This window comes from Microcoleus sp. S13_C5 (genome assembly GCF_036700845.1).
GTDB lineage: Bacteria > Cyanobacteriota > Cyanobacteriia > Cyanobacteriales > Microcoleaceae > Microcoleus.
This window is the reverse complement of sequence record NZ_JAUBPR010000081.1, coordinates 13,370-31,053: the sequence shown is the minus strand read 5'-3', so window position 1 is coordinate 31,053 and position 17,684 is coordinate 13,370. Positions and strand designations below refer to the sequence as shown.

Annotated in this window: 16 protein-coding genes; 7 read left to right on the top strand and 9 right to left on the bottom strand. The window is 46.1% G+C overall.

Translation table 11 applies throughout. From position 1 onward, the window contains the following. Positions 1 to 282: 282 nt before the first annotated feature. Positions 283 to 582 (bottom strand): 50S ribosomal protein L27, encoded by a 300-nt coding sequence (rpmA, locus tag QUA04_RS19915; protein WP_333259619.1) that lies wholly within the window; start codon positions 580 to 582, stop codon positions 283 to 285. Positions 583 to 609: 27 nt separating this feature from the next. Then, positions 610 to 1,002 (bottom strand): 50S ribosomal protein L21, encoded by a 393-nt coding sequence (gene rplU, locus QUA04_RS19910; RefSeq protein ID WP_172190164.1) that lies wholly within the window; start codon positions 1,000 to 1,002, stop codon positions 610 to 612. Positions 1,003 to 1,299: 297 nt separating this feature from the next. On the opposite strand from rplU, the gene QUA04_RS19905 reads away from it, so the two are divergent. Beyond that, the gene (locus tag QUA04_RS19905; protein WP_333259616.1) at positions 1,300 to 4,158 is read left to right on the top strand and encodes a pentapeptide repeat-containing protein; all 2,859 of its coding nucleotides are present in this window, start codon (positions 1,300 to 1,302) and stop codon (positions 4,156 to 4,158) included. Positions 4,159 to 4,327: 169 nt separating this feature from the next. Here the strand turns inward: QUA04_RS19905 and QUA04_RS19900 are convergent, their stop codons facing one another. The 4 genes from QUA04_RS19900 to glpK all read right to left on the bottom strand — a co-directional run bounded on the left by QUA04_RS19900 (position 4,328) and on the right by glpK (position 7,527). Next, entirely contained in the window at positions 4,328 to 4,543 is a 216-nt protein-coding gene (locus QUA04_RS19900) for a hypothetical protein (protein ID WP_333145179.1), read from the bottom strand. A 325-nt stretch (positions 4,544 to 4,868) separates the two neighbouring features. After that, on the bottom strand, positions 4,869 to 5,318 hold the full coding sequence (locus QUA04_RS19895; protein WP_333259628.1) for a DUF3122 domain-containing protein: 450 nt from the start codon (positions 5,316 to 5,318) through the stop codon (positions 4,869 to 4,871). Positions 5,319 to 5,595: 277 nt separating this feature from the next. Beyond that, positions 5,596 to 5,964, bottom strand: a complete 369-nt coding sequence (locus tag QUA04_RS19890) for a c-type cytochrome (protein WP_333259613.1) — start codon at positions 5,962 to 5,964, stop codon at positions 5,596 to 5,598. Between the two features lie 75 nt (positions 5,965 to 6,039). After that, positions 6,040 to 7,527: a glycerol kinase GlpK gene (gene glpK / locus QUA04_RS19885; RefSeq protein WP_333259611.1), complete on the bottom strand. Its 1,488-nt coding sequence runs from the start codon at positions 7,525 to 7,527 to the stop codon at positions 6,040 to 6,042. A 98-nt stretch (positions 7,528 to 7,625) separates the two neighbouring features. Here glpK and QUA04_RS19880 point away from each other — a divergent pair, with 98 nt between their 5' ends. After that, the gene (locus QUA04_RS19880; RefSeq protein ID WP_333259608.1) at positions 7,626 to 8,210 is read left to right on the top strand and encodes an endonuclease dU; all 585 of its coding nucleotides are present in this window, start codon (positions 7,626 to 7,628) and stop codon (positions 8,208 to 8,210) included. Positions 8,211 to 8,403: 193 nt separating this feature from the next. On the opposite strand, the gene QUA04_RS19875 is transcribed toward QUA04_RS19880, so the two are convergent. Continuing rightward, positions 8,404 to 9,627 (bottom strand): hypothetical protein, encoded by a 1,224-nt coding sequence (locus QUA04_RS19875; RefSeq protein WP_333259605.1) that lies wholly within the window; start codon positions 9,625 to 9,627, stop codon positions 8,404 to 8,406. Positions 9,628 to 10,476: 849 nt separating this feature from the next. Here QUA04_RS19875 and apcA point away from each other — a divergent pair. The 3 genes from apcA (at position 10,477) to QUA04_RS19860 (ending at position 12,096) form a co-directional block, all read left to right on the top strand. Then, positions 10,477 to 10,962, top strand: coding sequence for an allophycocyanin subunit alpha (gene apcA / locus QUA04_RS19870; protein WP_333036136.1), 486 nt, complete (start codon positions 10,477 to 10,479; stop codon positions 10,960 to 10,962). Positions 10,963 to 11,138: 176 nt separating this feature from the next. Beyond that, positions 11,139 to 11,624, top strand: a complete 486-nt coding sequence (gene apcB / locus QUA04_RS19865) for an allophycocyanin subunit beta (protein ID WP_006634930.1) — start codon at positions 11,139 to 11,141, stop codon at positions 11,622 to 11,624. 268 nt (positions 11,625 to 11,892) lie between these two features. Further along, positions 11,893 to 12,096: a phycobilisome linker polypeptide gene (locus tag QUA04_RS19860; protein ID WP_006634929.1), complete on the top strand. Its 204-nt coding sequence runs from the start codon at positions 11,893 to 11,895 to the stop codon at positions 12,094 to 12,096. Between the two features lie 111 nt (positions 12,097 to 12,207). Here the strand turns inward: QUA04_RS19860 and QUA04_RS19855 are convergent, their stop codons facing one another. Continuing rightward, on the bottom strand, positions 12,208 to 12,630 hold the full coding sequence (locus tag QUA04_RS19855; RefSeq protein ID WP_333259602.1) for an EamA family transporter: 423 nt from the start codon (positions 12,628 to 12,630) through the stop codon (positions 12,208 to 12,210). A gap of 36 nt (positions 12,631 to 12,666) precedes the next feature. Between QUA04_RS19855 and QUA04_RS19850 the strand changes: the two genes are divergently transcribed. Then, positions 12,667 to 13,887 carry an FtsW/RodA/SpoVE family cell cycle protein gene (locus QUA04_RS19850; protein WP_333259600.1) on the top strand — a complete coding sequence of 407 codons (1,221 nt, stop codon included), beginning with the start codon at positions 12,667 to 12,669 and terminating at the stop codon, positions 13,885 to 13,887. Between the two features lie 532 nt (positions 13,888 to 14,419). Here the strand turns inward: QUA04_RS19850 and QUA04_RS19845 are convergent. Beyond that, positions 14,420 to 14,479, bottom strand: coding sequence for a hypothetical protein (locus tag QUA04_RS19845; RefSeq protein WP_333259625.1), 60 nt, complete (start codon positions 14,477 to 14,479; stop codon positions 14,420 to 14,422). 218 nt (positions 14,480 to 14,697) lie between these two features. Between QUA04_RS19845 and QUA04_RS19840 the strand changes: the two genes are divergently transcribed. Continuing rightward, positions 14,698 to 17,667, top strand: a complete 2,970-nt coding sequence (locus QUA04_RS19840; protein ID WP_333259597.1) for a tetratricopeptide repeat protein — start codon at positions 14,698 to 14,700, stop codon at positions 17,665 to 17,667. Positions 17,668 to 17,684 lie beyond the last annotated feature (17 nt).

The window sequence follows — 17,684 nt, the reverse complement described above, 5'->3', positions numbered from 1 at the left end:
AAGGCAGCCAGCGCCCGGACGGCTCCGGCTGAAGCCGGAGCACCTTTGTTAAGAAAGATGTGAGTAAGGCATAGCTTAATAAGGGGGACTTTGAGAAGAATATTGTCTCTCTAAATCCCGTTAATTAAGAGGGACTTTGAGAAGAATCTTGTCCCCCTAAATCCCATTAATTAAGAGGGACTTTAAGAAAAATCTTGTCCCCCCCTTATTAAGGGGGGCTAGGGGGGATCGAGACTTTGAGACAAACAAAAGAGACTTAAGCAACGCCCCAAAATATCGCAATTAAACTGCGACAGGTTCCGCCACGGGCTCAGCCACAGGTGCTGCTACAACAGGATAAATGCTGACTTTCTTGCGAGTTTTGCCTTTTCTTTCAAAAGTCACCACACCGTCAATCATGGCAAACAGAGTATCATCTCTGCCGATACCAACATTATTACCAGGGTGAACTTTAGTGCCGCGTTGACGGATCAAAATGTTGCCAGCTTTGACAACTTGACCGCCGTATTTTTTGACACCCAGACGCTGAGAATTAGAATCGCGTCCGTTACGTGTACTGCCTGTACCTTTCTTGTGGGCCATAATATCCTCAACTGTATTTACTATTTTTTATTCTGAATCAGTTTCGGCGGTTTGGGGGGTTTCAACAACTGCTGCAGTTAAGTCTCTGGCGGCTAACACTGTACCGTTGACGCTAATCGAGTCAATCATAAAGCGAGTTGTTTCTTGACGGTGCCCTTTTTTCTTCCGAGTTTTCTTTTTCGGCTTCATCTTGTAGACGAGGACTTTGCGGCCCCGGAAATGCCGGAGAACCGTTCCTTCTACAGTGGCATTTTCTAGTAGAGGCTGGCCGATATGAACCTCGCCTTCGTGCTGGATCAGAAATACTTTGTCTATGGTGACTTTGGATTCAGCTTCGACGTGAAGCAGTTCGATGTCGTAGAAGCGGCCTGGTTCTACCCGAAATTGTTTGCCGCCGGTTTCAATGATTGCGTAAGTCATGGGATGGTGGTTGAAATTGCCGTACAGGTAGCTGATGAGTCATTGGTCATTGGTCGTTGTGGACTTTTGACTGCTGACTGCTCTCCAGCTTTTGGAATGTCTTAACCTGATCCGAGCCGGATTTAGACAGACAATCTACTATTATTGCGGATTGTTGTAGTTTTGTCAAGGTAAAAGAGAGTTAATCTTTTCTAATTATTAGTTTGAGAACAGATTTGTGGCGACGAACTACGGAATGCTTACAGAGTTCAATGTAGATTTTCTCAGATTCTCTCTTCTGAAATAGGGCAAGTAAAAATGGCAAATCGCATTTGGAAATTATTAAATACTGATATCAAAGAACTGTGTTCCGCCGAAGCAGCGGAGGGAATCGGAGAAGCAGGGAAAACAGCCGCAGAAGTGGCAAAAATGTTCAAAGAACAAGGGCTGGACAATAATAGCAACTTGCTGCTAGAGGTTCTGAACTCTCCCTTAGCTCAAGTTGTGGGAAGTGGATTGCCATTTATCGGGATTGCGGCAAAACTGCTGGCGTTTTTTATCGAAAAAGCTCAACAGCAGCCGACTTTAGCTGAGTGCATTTTCCTCGTCAGTCAGGCGGCTTATCTGGAAAGTTTTAAGGAGTTTCTTGAACAAGACGCAAGTTTGTTAAATCGCATCGGGCAAACTCCTGTTTCCGATAAAGTCCAGCAGTTACTTAAGAAATTGGCGGATTTGGAATTTAGCGATAAAGCAGCCACAAAAACGGTTATTTGCTTCGGCGATTCGATGTTAGCCACGGAATTTAACCTAGTGCTGTCACAGCGGCTGCAACAAGCGGGACTAAATGCCGATGAAGCTCAAATTTTGACAAAGAGAGTTGCTGCTAATACTCACCGCTATTTAATCGAAGCTTGGGCAGTTTCCGGCGATGCCATGAAACATCTGGGACAGCCTTCTATCAGCGAATGGCGCGAGGAACAGGAGAAATATCACAGCATTGACAAATACCTGCAAGAACAGATTGCCTCTCTACCCCTAGAACCTGTATTTGAAGAAAATTTTTCATTTAAGGATATCTACGTGCCTCTGGAGGCAAAGCCAATTGATGCAAATGGGAAGCCCATAAATGATGCACAAGCTTTGGATTTAGAAACTTGGGCAAAAGACTTGCTTGCAGATGAAAAGAAACAAAATCGGGTGATGTTTGTCGAAGCTGGGCCCGGACGCGGAAAAAGCGTTTTTTGTCGGATGTTTGCTGACTGGGTGCGGCAAAATTTGCATCCAGTTTGGACGCCCGTGTTAATTCGACTGAGAGATATTCCCAAATTGCAAAAGAGTTTTCGAGAGACGCTGAAAGAAGCAGTTAATGCTGGTTTTGCTAACGATGACGGATGGTTGACGGATCGAAACACGCGATATTTGTTTTTCTTGGATGGTTTTGATGAGTTGCTGATGGAAGGGAGAAGCAGCGGGGGTTTAGACCAATTTCTCAAGCAAGTAGGGCAATTTCAGCGGGACTGCGATCAGAATTCGGAAATGGGACACCGGGTTTTGATTACTGGGAGAACTTTAGCTTTGCAAGGGATTGAAAGGCAAATGGCGGACAACCTAGAGCGAGTCGAAATTCAGGTAATGGATGACAGACTACAGCAACAGTGGTTGAGAAAGTGGGAAGCCCAATTTGGGGCGGAAAAAACCGCAGGTTTTCAGCAATTTTTGCAAGATAAATGCTGTCCAGAAAATGTAAAATCAGAACTGTCGCGAGAGCCACTCTTGCTTTATCTGTTAGTGGCAATGCACCGAGACGAAACGTTGAAACTTGAAAATTTTCAAGGAACTAACAGCACTCAAGCAAAAATTTTAATTTACAACCAAGCTGTGAATTGGGTACTCACAGAACAGCGGTCTAAATTGCTCAATCGCAATTTGACAGAATTGGAAACAGAGGATTTGCGGCGCATCCTGACAGAAGCAGGGTTGTGCGTGGTGCAGTCGGGAGGGGAATGCGCTCCTGTAGCGATGATTGAGGAACGATTGAGAGAAGACAACTCGGTTAAAGCATTACTTGAAGAAGCACAAAAACGGATTGACGATAATCCTCTAAGAAATGCTTTGGCGGTTTTTTATCTTCAGCAAGGCAGTAAAGAAGGTTCTGTGGAGTTTGTACACAAGAGTTTTGGTGAATTTCTGTGTGCGGAACGGTTGAAAGAAAGTCTGGAAGAGTGGACGGAACCGGGAAAGAAAGGTAGAGGATTTAATACTCAAGACTCTCAGATGGACTGGGAAATTTATGATTTGTTGGGTTATGGGGCGCTGACGGAAGAAATTGTGGAATATTTGATGGGGTTGTTAACAACTCCGGCTGTTGCAGGGAAGGAAAGCCTGTTTCGCCCTGTGGAGTTATTCCAGCGTTTGGAATATTTTTATCTGCGGTGGTGCGAGGGGGAGTTTATTGATATGCTGCCGGAAAGCTTGCCTCAGAAGAAGATGCGTCTACTGCGAGAACAATTGAAAACTCAAGAATTGGGACAGCGACAAATAGATGTTTATGCTGGTTTGAATGTGATGATTTTGCTGTTGGAGTTGCATCGTTACGGTCAGGAGACACCTGAATTCAAAGACAAAATGGTGTTTTATCCTTGTGGGAAACCTAATGCTGAAGGTAAACTTCACGATGCAAAGCGGTTGTTGCGTCTTATGGGTTATAGCTGTTGTATTGGGTATTTTGGCTTTCTCACAACAGTTGGGAGATTTCTCAGTGGCGCAGACCTCAGCCGCGCAAACCTCAGTGGCGCAGACCTCCACGGCGCAAACCTCAGTGGCGCAGACCTCAGCGGCGCATTCCTCCACAGCTTATTCCTCATCCACGCAAACCTCAGCGGCGCAAACCTCAGCGACGCATACCTCTACGACGCAAACCTCAGCCGCGCAAACCTCAGCGGCGCCAACCTCAGCGGCGCCAACCTCAACGGCGCAAACCTCAGCCGCGCAAACCTCAGTGGCGCAAACCTCAGTGGCGCAAACCTCAGTGGCGCAAAGCTCGGCGACGAAAACCTCAGTGATCGCCCTCTTGGCGATGTCAAATGGAACGAAAATACAAACTGGGAGAATGTTCGAGGTTTGGATACAGCCCTTGATGTTCCAGAAGCGTTAAGGCGACAGCTAGGAATGCAGTAGAAACATTTTTCCAGGCTTGGCGTATCATTTTTATGAACAGGCTTTCCGGCCTGTTCCACAAAGAGTGAATTTTATTGTGGGGTGGCCGCCAGAGTCCGCGCCCGAAAGACCGATCGACATACGAAGGTCGATCGACCTTATTTTATCCAAAAGGTCGATCGAACGGGATTCAAGCCGTGGCAGAACATTTGCGCGATCGTAACAATTCCAAAGCTTGCTGTTTCACCCGACCTTCCATAACCTCTTTCTGCAAATTAATAAAAGCGTCAAAATCTTCTAAACCATACTTGGTCATCTGCAACTGCTGTCGCAACTGTTCTTCGGCCTCAACCGTTAAGTAACCTGTTGCCAAAGCTTTTCGGACAATTTTACTGATTAAAGTCATAGTAGCTTCACCCTGAATACACCTACGTTAAAACACTGAAGTTTTGTCACCCGACTAACTCAGCTTTTAGTTTGTTTCATAATTACCCTTAAAATAGGTTAAATCTACCTTAAGGTTTATGTAAATAAAGTTATTTTTGATACATCCCTGAAGCTTTAGCTATTTTAAATGTACAGTGCGATTAAGTTGAGCTATTTAGTTTTTGCCCTACTCTATTATTCTTCAATTACGTTAAATCTACCTTAAGGCATAATTTAAACATAACGATTTGTAAGAGTGCAAATTGTATGGATTTTAAATGTAGAGTGCGCTTAAATCGGTATATTTAGTTTCTGTCTAACAACAGCCGCCATTCTCTGACAGCAAAAGGAGGAACCAGCAATTCTGTTTCTTTTAGATTTTTCACAGGCAAACTCAACAGCAAAGGTCGATTACTTTCCAATTGTGTAATTATTGATTTGAAATCGTATTCTCCGACATTAATTGGCAAACCCGACTCGTTCCAAATATCATTAGCATTGCCAATTTCGCGCTTGCCCGCAGCAACTTTCAGCGGAACAGGATGCTGCAATTCTGTTCCGGGGAATCCTACTAATCTCAGATTTAAAGACTTTACTACTCCCGACTTGACTCGCTTGTACAAAACAACTTGCCATGCTTTATCGTCTGTATCACGCAGGCTTTGTACGGATCGGAACATTACTGTCTCAGCAGTTTCTGGATATTTGTGAATCGACGCAAAAGCGGGCGGGCTAACCGCTAAGATTAGATACAAGCACAAGCTAATAATAGTTAAAGTTCTACGCCAACAATAATATTTTTTCAACTTGCAATACCTCCAATAATTTACACTTTTTTAGCTAAATAAAAAAAACAGGTTTGTATTGAGATTATTAAGGGATGAATAATAAAAGACAAGAAGCAGGCAGGTTTTGTATAAAGATTATTCATCGATGACCAAGTTACGCGCTAAACCTGCCCCTACATTATACCTCGGCTTGGTTTCCTAAAGTTAGGCGCTAAACCTAATCTTACAATGTACATAGTCTGGTTTATTTCCAATCGGTTTCAGCTTGGGATAGCACGTAAGCTGAAACATCGATAATTTGTTGTTCCGACAAACGATCTTTGTAAGCGGGCATAATACCTTTACCGTTGGTTACTAAGTTGGAAATGTTGGCGAGGGAATCCATGCCGTATTTTTTTAATGCTTTTTGTTTCAGGTTTTTGCCACGCCTGATAATGTTGCCGCCGTTGATGTGACAACCTGCACAGTTGGCGCTGAAGACTTCGGCTGCTGTAGGATTTGTCGCTGTATCTGCTAGGGCCATTGGCGAATTAGTGGCGATTTCTACAAAGGCCAGTGTCAGTATCAATAGAAAGGCGCTGAGAAATTTTTTTAAGTTATTTAGCGAAATCATTTATTTGCCATTTGAAAAATAGTGCATAATTTAATGATATCACTAAGTACGCATTTTTGGGGTTGACTCAGCGATTCATTCTTCCCAATCGAATGTCCGGGAAACTGCTTTTTTCCAAAAGCGATATTTTTGCTCGCGAAGTGCGATCGGCATTTTCGGTTCCCAAGTACAATCCACCGCCCAATTATCGCGCAATTCGGCTAGCTGACTCCAAAAACCCACCGCCAAACCGGCCGCATAAGCCGCACCGAGTGCAGTAGTTTCTGCTACCACAGGCCGCACCACAGGCACTCCCAAAACATCACTCTGAAACTGCATCAGCGTGTGATTTCCCACCATTCCTCCGTCTACTTTTAAAGACAAAAGCTGCACTGCAGAATCCTGATTCATAGCGTCCAATATTTCCCGCGTTTGCCACGCTGTCGCTTCCAATACTGCGCGGGCAATGTGTGCCTTAGTCACGTAGCGAGTTAAACCTGCAATTACTCCCCGGGCGCTATCTTTCCAATAGGGCGCGTAGAGTCCAGAAAATGCCGGGACAATGTAAACTCCGCCGCTATCTTCGACGGTATTTGCTAATGTTTCTACTTCCGCAGATGTGTTGATGATGCCCAAATTGTCCCGCAGCCACTGCACTAAAGCTCCGGCGAGGGCAATACTGCCTTCCAAAGCATACACAGCGGGCGATTCCCCCATCTTGTAGGCGACTGTTGTTAGTAACCCGTTTTTTGAAGGGACGATCGCCTCACCGGTATTTAGCAGCATAAAACAGCCCGTACCGTAAGTATTTTTCGCCTCCCCCGGACTGAAACAAGTTTGGCCGACGAGGGCGGCCTGCTGATCCCCCAAAGCAGCAGCAATTGGAACACCTGCAAGCAATCCTTTTGCAGTTCCAAAAACTTGACTCGAAGGGCGAATTTCAGGCAGCATCTGGCGGGGAATTGCCATTATTTCTAAAGTTTCGGCATCCCAATCGAGGGTTTGCAAATCCATTAGCATCGTGCGGCTGGCGTTGGTAACATCGGTAATGTGCGCGCCGCCAGTCAGGTGCCAAATCAAAAAAGTATCGACATTGCCAAAAATCGCATCCCCTTGATTTGCAGCTTCCCGCAATCCTGGAATATTGTCCAGCATCCACTTAATTTTCGGCCCGCTGAAATAAGTTGTCAGCGGCAAACCGCATCGTTCTCGAAATCGATCTTTGCCCTCAAATTCAGCTAATTGCTCGCAAATAAAGCGAGTGCGGGTATCTTGCCAAACAATCGCATTGCCGTAAGGCTTGCCAGTGTTTCGATCCCAAACAATTGTTGTTTCGCGCTGGTTGGTAATACCGAGTGCAGCAATATCTTTCGGGTCGATTTTGCCGATTTCGAGGGCATTTTTAATCACGCTTTGGGTGCGCTGCCAAATTTCCTCGGGATTGTGTTCCACCCATCCTGGTTGGGGATAGATTTGCTGGTGTTCTTGTTGGTTGCTGCAAATTATCTGTCCCCGGCGATCGAATATGATAAATCTGGTGCTGGTGGTTCCTTGGTCGATCGCTGCTACGTATTTTTTTGCCAATTGTCTAAAACCTTTTTAGTAATGAGCTATTTAACGTATATGATACTATGTAAAACACAAGCTAATCTCAAAAACTTTAGTTTAGGGAACTCCACAAGTTGAAACTGGCAGATTTGCTGAGGCTCGATCGCACAATTAAGGTTATTGGCTTTGACGACGCTCCGTTTTCTCGGACAAGCGGCAGTCTGGTGTCGATCGCAGGCATAGTCTGCGGGGGAACTCGATTTGAAGGAATGGTCTGGGGACAAGTTTTCCCCGACGGATTAGATGCCACAGATGCTATTTCTGACCTACTCCTCGGAGGCAAATTTCTGCCGCAATTGCATCTCGTTTTGCTCGACGGAATTGCTTTCGGCGGCTTCAATATTATTGACCTTCCTGAGTTAGCATCGCGGCTGCAAATTCCTTGCGTTGCTGTCATGCGCCGCCAACCAGATTTAGATGCTGTTGAAAAAGCCCTCCGCCATTTACCCGACTCGGAATACCGTTTAGAATTGTTGCGCCGCGCCGGAAAAATTCACGCTTTTGAACCTTTCTTTTTTCAAGTTTGTGGCGAAAAACCAGAAGTAATAGCGAGGGTGCTTCAGCGTTTGACAGACACTGGTAAAGTTCCTGAAGCTTTGCGTTTGGCTCATCTGATTGGTGCGGCTGTAATTAATGGAGTTAGTGGCAGTTCTGCTTGAATTATTGTTAAGAACGGGCAAGATGCCCGTTCCACACAGACTAAACTTTATTGTGGGGTGGGCGGGAGATCCCGTTAAGAACGGGCAAGATGCCCGTTCCACAAAGAGGAAATTTTATTGTGGGGTGGGCATCCTGCCCGCCCATGAAAGGTTTATTGACAATGGTGCAATATCTCAGTTTGTACTCGCTTACTTACACAATCTCGCCGTCTAATTCACCGAATTCGATTTTAGTTCCCAACGCCAAAGTCAGGGTAGTTTCAGGTTCTACCATTTTTATATCGCCTTGAATGTCTGTAACCCACCAAGCGCGATCGCACAAATTCGTCAATCCTAACGAAAGCTCGTCTCTCGATCGAGAAGTGACTATAGCTACAAGACCGTTAGATGCTGCGGCTGTTAAACTCGGTATGTCAGAGGTGAATAGTTGATTTCCCGCACTCAGAGGAATAACTCGACTGCCTAATTTCAGGGAAAATTGGCTGCTGGTAAAAGAATTTACTGCGGGCTGAGCTGATATAAAGGTAGGTGGAATATTTGTTAGTGTTGGGGCTGGTAAGTCAGAGTTTCCTACTGTAATTGTACAGTTGCCGATTTTCTTTTGGTCGCCCGATCGCAAATAACTCACGGCCCCGCTATCAACATTCTCGCAAACAATTTGACCTGCTTCCAATTGAAACCGCATAGCCAAGGGCGAAACATTAGGAATGCAGATAATAGACAAATTTTCATCACTGCCAAAAGTTATCGGTTCCGATCCCAGAGTGAGAGTGCGATTTGCTCCGGTATCGTAACTAATTACCAGCCAAGCTTTGTTGAACAAAGTTTCAGCTACAACCAACATAATGCCAATCCAAAAACCGATCGCAGCACACCCAGCTAAACGGCCTGCACATTGAGCTAAAGGGTCAGCATTACCCGATAAATTATAAGCAAACAGAATAAACAAACAGCCGCCCAACACACCCCCAACACCGCCGCCTCCCAGGCCGCGAAGCGCCCCCAAATTAGGAATCCGCTGTGCAAGTCCAAGTCCTAACAAACTGCCCGCTATTCCCCAGCAAATTACTCGCAATAATTCGTTGTTTCCGTCGCCAATCCCGCTGTAAATACCTTCGGCGATCGCCCCAGAAATCGCTCCTGCTATTAAACCAAACAATCCGCCATTTTTTAAAGCCTGTTTAATTTGAGGCTTACCTTTGATATAGTAATAATAGCCGAACATGATAGCCGTAGCAATACCACCGCCTACCAATCCAAACCAGCGAGCTGTGGACAATACACTATCAGAAAAAGATGCCGAACCAGTGAGTCGCTGCATGAAAGGTTCGGTGATTAGATTGCCGACGAAACCGCCGACAGCACCGCTAATCCCAAACTGCAAAGCTTTTTTAAGGGCTGATAGATTTCTTTTCACGGCGCACCAGATTAAAAGTGAGAGTCAAATCTAGCTACAAGCTCGAAAGTCATGATTTCCGATGATCTTATATCTGGCATCGCGATCGAGAACAGGCTTTCGGGCCTGTTCCACAAACACAAAGAGTGAGTTTTCTTGCGGGGAGTAGGGGTTGGGCCCCAGAGCCCGCCCGCCCAAGACTTATTGAGAATGGTGCAAGATGTGAGACGATCGCACCTCTCCCCGCCTGTCTCCCGCCTGTCTCCCCCCATCTCCCGCCTGTCTCGCTTCCCTCTAAGAGAAAAGTCTTTGAGGGTTGCGCCGTCGCCCGTCACAATTCCCGCTCAATGCTCGATCGCCTGTAACCATTGCTGCAAGATAATTTTAGCTATTTTTTAACTGTGAAATTTTAACTTACAAGACCCCAGCGGGTGTCCAAAAATGAAAAGGAATATTACAAACTATTACAGTAACACTCAGAATGTGAACATAATGCCTCAAAATACTTGCGAGAGGTAGTTGTGTCAGAGGAGCAATATCCTTACTCACTGCCGGACAGTCACTCGATCGCCACTAAGTGGCCTGCTGCAATCTCGATCGTAGATTAAAGATCGCATCAGTCATTTGTGGTATTGTAAGCGACAGGCTTAGTGCGAGCACTCACAACCGCACCGGCGTGAAGAACCAGCGCCGTTAAGCACCGAAGGCAGTCACCCGCCAACAACTTCAACAGTTGCTGACTGTGGAAAGTCCAGCCTTCCCCGTCAAAGCTCCTGCCTGAGCAGGAAAGATACGGGACGCAAGCGCCCGCCTTCGCTAGCTCAGCGCAGAGCAGTTCATATAGCAAAATATCCAGCGGGTACACACAAGATGAGTATCGTCACCAAATCAATCGTCAACGCAGACGCCGAAGCTCGCTACCTGAGCCCAGGTGAATTAGATCGGATCAAAAGCTTCGTCACCTCTGGTGAACGCCGCGTCCGCATCGCCCAAATTTTGAGCGAATCCCGCGAACGCATCGTCAAGCAAGCAGGCGATCAACTTTTCCAAAAGCGCCCTGATATTGTTTCTCCCGGCGGCAACGCTTACGGCGAAGAAATGACAGCAACTTGCTTGCGCGACATGGATTACTACCTGCGTTTGATCACCTACGGAATCGTAGCTGGCGACATTACTCCGATCGAAGAAATCGGTATTGTCGGCGTCCGCGAAATGTACAAATCTCTCGGCACCCCGATTGAAGCCGTCGCCGAAGGCGTTCGCGCTATGAAAAATGCAGCAAGTTCGCTGCTGTCTGGAGAAGATGCTTCCGAAGCTTCCTCTTACTTCGACTACGTTATCGGTGCGATGCAGTAAGGAATTTCGATTTTAGGTTTTCGATTTTAGATTGAAAAATTGGGGGTTGCCGGCAACAAGTTAAAAGCTATTGCAAATAACCAGCCACTTAAAAATCTTAAATCCCAAATCCCAAATTCCAAATTCTAGCTCCAAAATTGGACTGACTCAGCCACTTTCTAGGAAACAAGACAACCATGCAAGACGCAATTACCGCCGTTATCAATTCCTCTGACGTTCAAGGTAAGTACCTCGACATCAGCGCTCTAGACAAGCTCAAGAACTACTTTGCTTCTGGCGAACTGCGCGTCCGCGCCGCTACCGCCATCAGCGCTAATGCAGCCACAATCGTCAAAGAAGCAGTTGCTAAGTCTCTGTTGTACTCTGATGTAACTCGTCCCGGCGGCAATATGTACACCACTCGTCGTTATGCAGCTTGCATCCGCGACTTGGACTACTACCTCCGCTACGCCACCTACGCTATGCTAGCTGGCGACCCTTCCATCCTCGATGAGCGCGTGCTCAACGGTTTGAAAGAAACCTACAACTCCTTGGGCGTGCCCATCGGTTCTACCGTACAAGCAATCCAAGCAATGAAAGAAGTCACCGCCGGTTTGGTCGGTTCTGACGCTGGTAAAGAAATGGGCGTCTATTTCGACTACATCTGCTCTGGCTTGAGCTAAGACTCAGGAAGAAGGAAGAAGGAAGAAGGAAGAAGAAGGAAGAAAGAAAAATATTTGTTTCTTACCTCTTTTAACTTTTAACTTTGGACTTGTTACCTTTGGCTTTGAAAAGAGGTCAGGGAAGTTGAGAGTGATTGCTAGACCGTCAAAGGCTTGTCGAGAAAGCCCGACGAGTTTTAACGAGCTAGTTTTGACTCCTAACTCCCTGCCTTCAATCTTTAAAAAATCCATCTAATAATCTGTAAACCTACTCAGGAGTTAGTTTCCCATGAGAATGTTTAAGGTGACTGCTTGCGTCCCAAGTCAAACCCGCATCCGCACTCAGCGCGAATTGCAAAATACCTATTTTACTAAGCTCGTTCCTTACGACAACTGGTTCCGGGAACAGCAAAGAATTATGAAAATGGGCGGCAGAATTATTAAAGTGCAACTGGCTACCGGTAAGCCCGGTGCTAATACCGGTCTACTTTAAGAGCCGAAGCTGGATTAGTAGAGGGGTAAGAGGTCGCTATGACCTCTTTTTTGTTGTTATAGCAGAAGTCAGATGCTCCCACCGTTGTTAATTTAATCATTGACAAATATTTCAATAAGCAGAAAGTATAACTGCGATTATCGCTAACAAAACAGCAAGCATTTGTGGTAATGTAATAGCCTCTTTCAAGAATAAAGACGATAATAATATAGTAATCAGCGGGTAGATAGACGTAACACTCACTACATTGGCAACTTCACCTTTGCCAAGGGCTATAAAAAATACTAATGAGGCCACCGTGCCACAAACCCCAACTAACATCGCAAACAACATTCCCCTAACATCTCCCTCAAAACTAAAATTATTAGTTTTGATAATAATAAATAGAGTAGTTAAAATAGCGCCAATTGCTTCATAAACAAAAGCAGTTTTGTAGTCAATATACTTAGTCGCTAAATTACCAAAAAATCCCCACAAACCATATAATAGCGAACAGATTAATGCGTAAATTAACCAATCTGGTACTTTAGCCATCTTTGTTAGAGTTTATTGAGAGCATTCTAAAATCCTATGGCTAATGACATTCGACGCTTGATTCCCTTTTTTGACCCCAGCGCGTCTCAATGGGCCGCTGAGGCCCGGTGGCTGAGGTGGCTGACTTTTCTCTGGCTGTTTGTCGGGCTGACAGCATTGTTTTCGGCTTCCTATCCCATTGCAAATTCAGAATTTGGAGACGGCCTTTATTATTTTAAACGACAGCTAATCGCAGTCGCGATCGGGCTGGCCGGTTTTAACTTGATGGTGTACTCCCCCCTGCGCTACCTGCTGAAAACAGCTCAGTGGGGCGTTTTATTGCTGCTAGGATTGCTCTGGTTGACCTTAGTTCCGGGAGTGGGAACCACAATCAACGGGGCGACTCGCTGGATATCTCTGGGCCCGGTTCCGATTATTCAACCTTCTGAGTTGATCAAGCCGTTTTTCATTCTCCAAAGCGCCCGCATTTTCGGCAACTGGTCCCGGTTGACGAATAAAGTTCGCTTAACTTGGCTGTTAATTTTCGGTGCGATGCTTTTGGGAATTTTGTTGCAGCCAAATTTAAGTACCACGGCTTTGTGCGGGATGACTTTGTGGTTGGTGGCTTTGGCGGCGGGCTTGCCTTACTTGCAGTTGGGCGCAACGGCTATGGGGGGAATGCTTTTGGCGGTTTTAAGTATTAGTTTTAGGGAATATCAGCGCCGCCGGATTATGTCTTTCCTCAATCCTTGGGCTGATCCGATGCAAGACGGTTATCAGTTGATTCAAAGTCTGCTGGCTGTGGGTTCTGGGGGCATTTGGGGTGTGGGCTTGGGGATGTCGCAGCAAAAGTTATTTTATCTGCCGATTCAGTACAGCGATTTTATTTTTGCTGTGTTTGCTGAGGAGTTTGGTTTGGTGGGATGTTTCTCACTGTTGCTGATGTTGGCGGCTTACTCTACTGTGGCTTTGAGGGTAGCGATGAAGGCTCGAAATAGTGAGAGTCAGTTGGTGGCAATTGGGGCGATGGTGGTGATGGTGGGACAGTCGCTGCTGAATATTGGGGTGGCGACGGGGGTTTTGCCGACTACGGGTTTGCCACTGCCGTTTTTTAGTTACGGGGGTTCTTCGATGTTGGCGAGTTTGTTGTTGTCGGGGTTGCTGATTCGGGTGGCGAGGGAGAGTTCTGAGGCTGATGTGGTGTCTTTAAACGGCCTCCGTGGAAAGCCAGGAAAGCCGAAGTTGCGATCGAACAACGGCAATACACAAACAGAATAATTTGTCAATAGCAAACTAACCCGGTTTTTGGCAAAAATCGGGTTAGTTTATTACTTAAAAACTACTGGCAGAATACCAATTTATAGGAACCGGTATTGTAGGGAAGAACACTGATTTTGAGAAAAAAAGAAGTCAGCGCTCTTAAGGCAATTCGAGATTTATATCGTCACAGATGAAAGTCGATCGACTATTTCCGCCCGTCACCCTTATTTGGCGGTTCTTCTTGTTGTTCTTGAGGTTTAGCTGTGATGTCAGCTAATTCTTTTTTGTCTGGTTGCGGTGTTTCTTGAGTTGAGTTAGCCATTGAGTTTAGTCCTAAATAGATGCACCGCTTAATGATATCTTTTCCGGCTACAAATGTATTGCTGTAGATAGGGCGAGGAAAATCAAGACAGACAATTCTGATGCAATTCGATTTGGGCTTTAATATTAGACAGCATTATGTAGATGCAAATGGCTGTCGCTTGCTATACTGCTGGAAGGTTGCAGCCAAACAAATCGGAGGCGGACGCAAAAACACCTTTGTTAAGAATTAAATGCCGAGATGGTCATCTCGACCGATTAACCCTTGCTGCTGCAATTTTCCCAGCATTCGCGTTACTGTTACCAGAAAGAATTGGTTTAAAGCCGGAACCATGATCGGGAGAAATTAAAAGAAGACTATTCATTACTCCAATCCTCTTCCTTCCAGGTAGATGTTGCTATCTTGCGGTCAACAGTCAACAGTCAACTGAACCGCGTCGTGCAAATCGCATTAGCAAGATCTTGATGTGTCAAGCGGATGCTCAAACCAGAGGCCTGTCAAAAGTTATGAAACTGCAAAAAATTGGATTGTCCGCACTGATCTCAATCTTAGCTGCGCTGACTGTAGGTGAGTTTCGATTGAGCCCTAACTCTCAATTTAAAATCATCAATTCTCAGGCCTTGGCTCAAACTCAAGCTCAGCGGGAAGCCGAAGCAGACCCACTGTTCGACCAAGGGCTTGAGCAGTCTCAGATTAGTCAATTTCAAGCCCGTTTACAGTCTTGGCAACAGGCCCTAATAATTTATCGACACATTAAAGACCGCCAAGGCGAGGGGGCGGCTCTGGAAAATCTGGGAAATGCTTACCTTTCCGTCGGCGACTACGCCAAAGCGATCGAGTACCAACAGCAGTCGTTGGCGATCGTGCGAGAAATTAAAGACCGCCAAAGCGAGGCAAGAGCTCTGGTAGATCTGGGAGTTACTTACCATTCCGCCGGCGACTACGCCAAAGCGATTGAGTACGAACAGCAGTCGTTGGCGATCGCGCGAGAAATTAAAGACCGCCAAAGCGAGGTAAGAGCTCTGGTAAGTCTGGGACTTCTTACTTACCATGACCTCGGCAACTACGCCAAAGAGATCGAGTACACTCAGCAGTTGTTGGCGATCGCGCGCGAAATAAAAGACCGCCAAAGCGAGGGGGCGGCTCTGGGAAATCTGGGAATTGCTTACCGTAGCCTCGGCAACTACGCCAAAGAGATCGAGTACACTCAGCAGTTGTTGGCGATCGCCCGAGAAATTAAAGACCGCCAAATCGAGGGGGGGGCTCTGGCAAGTCTGGGAATGGCTTACCTTTACCTCGGCGACTACGCCAAAGCGATCGAGTACACTCAGCAGTTGTTGGCGATCGCCCGAGAAATAAAAGACCGCAAAAGTGAAGGGTGGGCTCTCGGAATTCTGGGAATTGCTTACCGTAGCCTCGACGACTATGCCAAAGCCATCGAGTACACTCAGCAGTGGTTGGCGCTCGCGCGCGAAATTAAAGACCCCCAAAGCGAAGGAAATGCTCTGAGAAGTCTGGGAATGGCTTACGATAGCCTGGGCGACTACGCCAAAGCCATCGAGTACACTCAGCAGTCGTTGGCGAGCGCGCGCGAAATTAAAGACCCCCAAAGCGAGCTGTTAGCTCTGGTAAATCTGGGAATTGCTTACAATTCCCTAGGTGACTACGCCAAAGCCATCGAGTACGCTCAGCAGTCGTTGGTGATCGCCCGAGAAATTAAAAACCGCACCTATGAAGGGCAGGCTCTCGGAATTCTGGGAATGGCTTACGATAACCTCGGCGACTACGCCAAAGCTATAAAGTACGCTCAGCAGTCGTTGGCGATCGCGCGAGAAATTAAAGACCGCGACTGGGAGGGAATGGCTCTGTCAAGTCTGGGACGTGCTTACAGTTCACTGGGCGACTACGCCAAAGCCATCGAGTACGCTCAGCAGTCGTTGGCGATCGCCCGAGAAATTAAAAGCCCCGACATGGAATGGAGAGCTCTGAAAAATCTAGGAGGTTATCTCATGGGCTCTGGCAATTTCCCAGCAGCAGAGAAAACCCTACTTGATAGTATTAAAATTTCCGAATCTCTCCGTGCTGGATTAGACGATGCCAGTAAAGTGTCAATCTTTGAAACTCAAACTTACCCCTACCTCATTTTACAAAGATTTTTCATTGGTCAGAAAAAGACTAACGATGCTTTAGAAATTGCCGAACGGGGTAGAGCCCGAGCTTTTGTGGAGTTATTGGCATCTCGCCTTGCCCCATCTGCCTCTGTCACAACTACTATCAACCCACCCAATATTCAGCAAATTCAACAAATCGCTAAAGAGCAAAACGCTACCCTTGTCGAGTATTCAATTGTGTATGAAGCCGTTTATATTTGGGTTATAAAGCCGACTGGGGAAATTACCTTTCGCTCAATTGGTCCCACATTTTTTGGCATCAATCTACGCGAAGCCACCGAACAGACAAGAGTATCTGCTGCTCTGGGTACGAGGGGATTAAACAAGCAAGATACCGCCTTAGCTGAGATGGTTCGCGGCACTCGCGAGGAGCTGGCTGGATTAGCGGGGGACATTGCCAATAAACAAACAGCTAATCCCCCTGCTTCTACCACTGCTAATTCTCGGATAATTTACCCCAAATTACAGCAAAGCTATCAACTATTAATTCAACCCATTGCTGATCTTTTACCAACTGACCCTAATGCTCCTATCATTTTCATTCCCCATCAATCCCTGTTTTTAATTCCCTTTGTCGCCTTACAAGATCCTACAGGTCAGTATCTAATTGAAAAACATACCATCCTTACCGCTCCCAGCATTCAAATTTTGCAGCTAACTCATCAATTACGGCAAAAAGTCCGACAACTTTCTCTCCAAAACAACCTCGTCGTCGGCAATCCAACCATGCCCAAAATTGGCACCCCGCCGCACCAATTACCTCCCTTACCAGGCAGTGAACAGGAAGCAATTACAATTGCTAAGATTCTAAATACTAGACCGATTACAGGCGCTCAAGCCACTAAAGCATCGATTGTTCAACAGATGCTAAAAGCTCGGATTATTCATCTAGCAACCCACGGATTACTCAATGAATTGAAGAGGCGAGATTTACCGGGAGCGATTGCCCTTGCTCCATCAGGAAATGATGATGGATTGCTGACTTCGAGCGAAATATTAGATTTGAAATTAAATGCTGAATTAGTGGTATTGAGTGCTTGCAATACTGGCAGAGGAAACATCACAGGCGATGGCGTGCTTGGGTTATCTCGTGCTTTAATTAGTGCTGGAGTTCCTAGTATAATCGTTTCTCTGTGGTTAGTTCCCGATGAGCCGACAGCGGAATTAATGGCAGAATTCTATCGCCAGTTACAGAAAAACCCGAATAAAGCTCAAGCTTTGCGGCAAGCAATGCTGATGACAATGAAGATGCACCCAACTCCGCAAGATTGGGCGGCGTTTACGCTGATTGGCGAAGCAGAATAAGATTTTTTTCGGCGCTT

Excerpts from the sequence above, each read along its gene's own strand:
- rpmA (WP_333259619.1), bottom strand. The coding sequence starts at position 582 with ATGGCCCACAAGAAAGGTACAGGCAGTACACGTAACGGACGCGATTCT.
- rplU (WP_172190164.1), bottom strand. The coding sequence starts at position 1,002 with ATGACTTACGCAATCATTGAAACCGGCGGCAAACAATTTCGGGTAGAA.
- QUA04_RS19905 (WP_333259616.1), top strand. The coding sequence starts at position 1,300 with ATGGCAAATCGCATTTGGAAATTATTAAATACTGATATCAAAGAACTG.
- QUA04_RS19900 (WP_333145179.1), bottom strand. The coding sequence starts at position 4,543 with ATGACTTTAATCAGTAAAATTGTCCGAAAAGCTTTGGCAACAGGTTAC.
- QUA04_RS19890 (WP_333259613.1), bottom strand. The coding sequence starts at position 5,964 with ATGATTTCGCTAAATAACTTAAAAAAATTTCTCAGCGCCTTTCTATTG.
- apcA (WP_333036136.1), top strand. The coding sequence starts at position 10,477 with ATGAGTATCGTCACCAAATCAATCGTCAACGCAGACGCCGAAGCTCGC.
- apcB (WP_006634930.1), top strand. The coding sequence starts at position 11,139 with ATGCAAGACGCAATTACCGCCGTTATCAATTCCTCTGACGTTCAAGGT.
- QUA04_RS19860 (WP_006634929.1), top strand. The coding sequence starts at position 11,893 with ATGAGAATGTTTAAGGTGACTGCTTGCGTCCCAAGTCAAACCCGCATC.
- QUA04_RS19855 (WP_333259602.1), bottom strand. The coding sequence starts at position 12,630 with ATGGCTAAAGTACCAGATTGGTTAATTTACGCATTAATCTGTTCGCTA.
- QUA04_RS19850 (WP_333259600.1), top strand. The coding sequence starts at position 12,667 with ATGGCTAATGACATTCGACGCTTGATTCCCTTTTTTGACCCCAGCGCG.
- QUA04_RS19840 (WP_333259597.1), top strand. The coding sequence starts at position 14,698 with ATGAAACTGCAAAAAATTGGATTGTCCGCACTGATCTCAATCTTAGCT.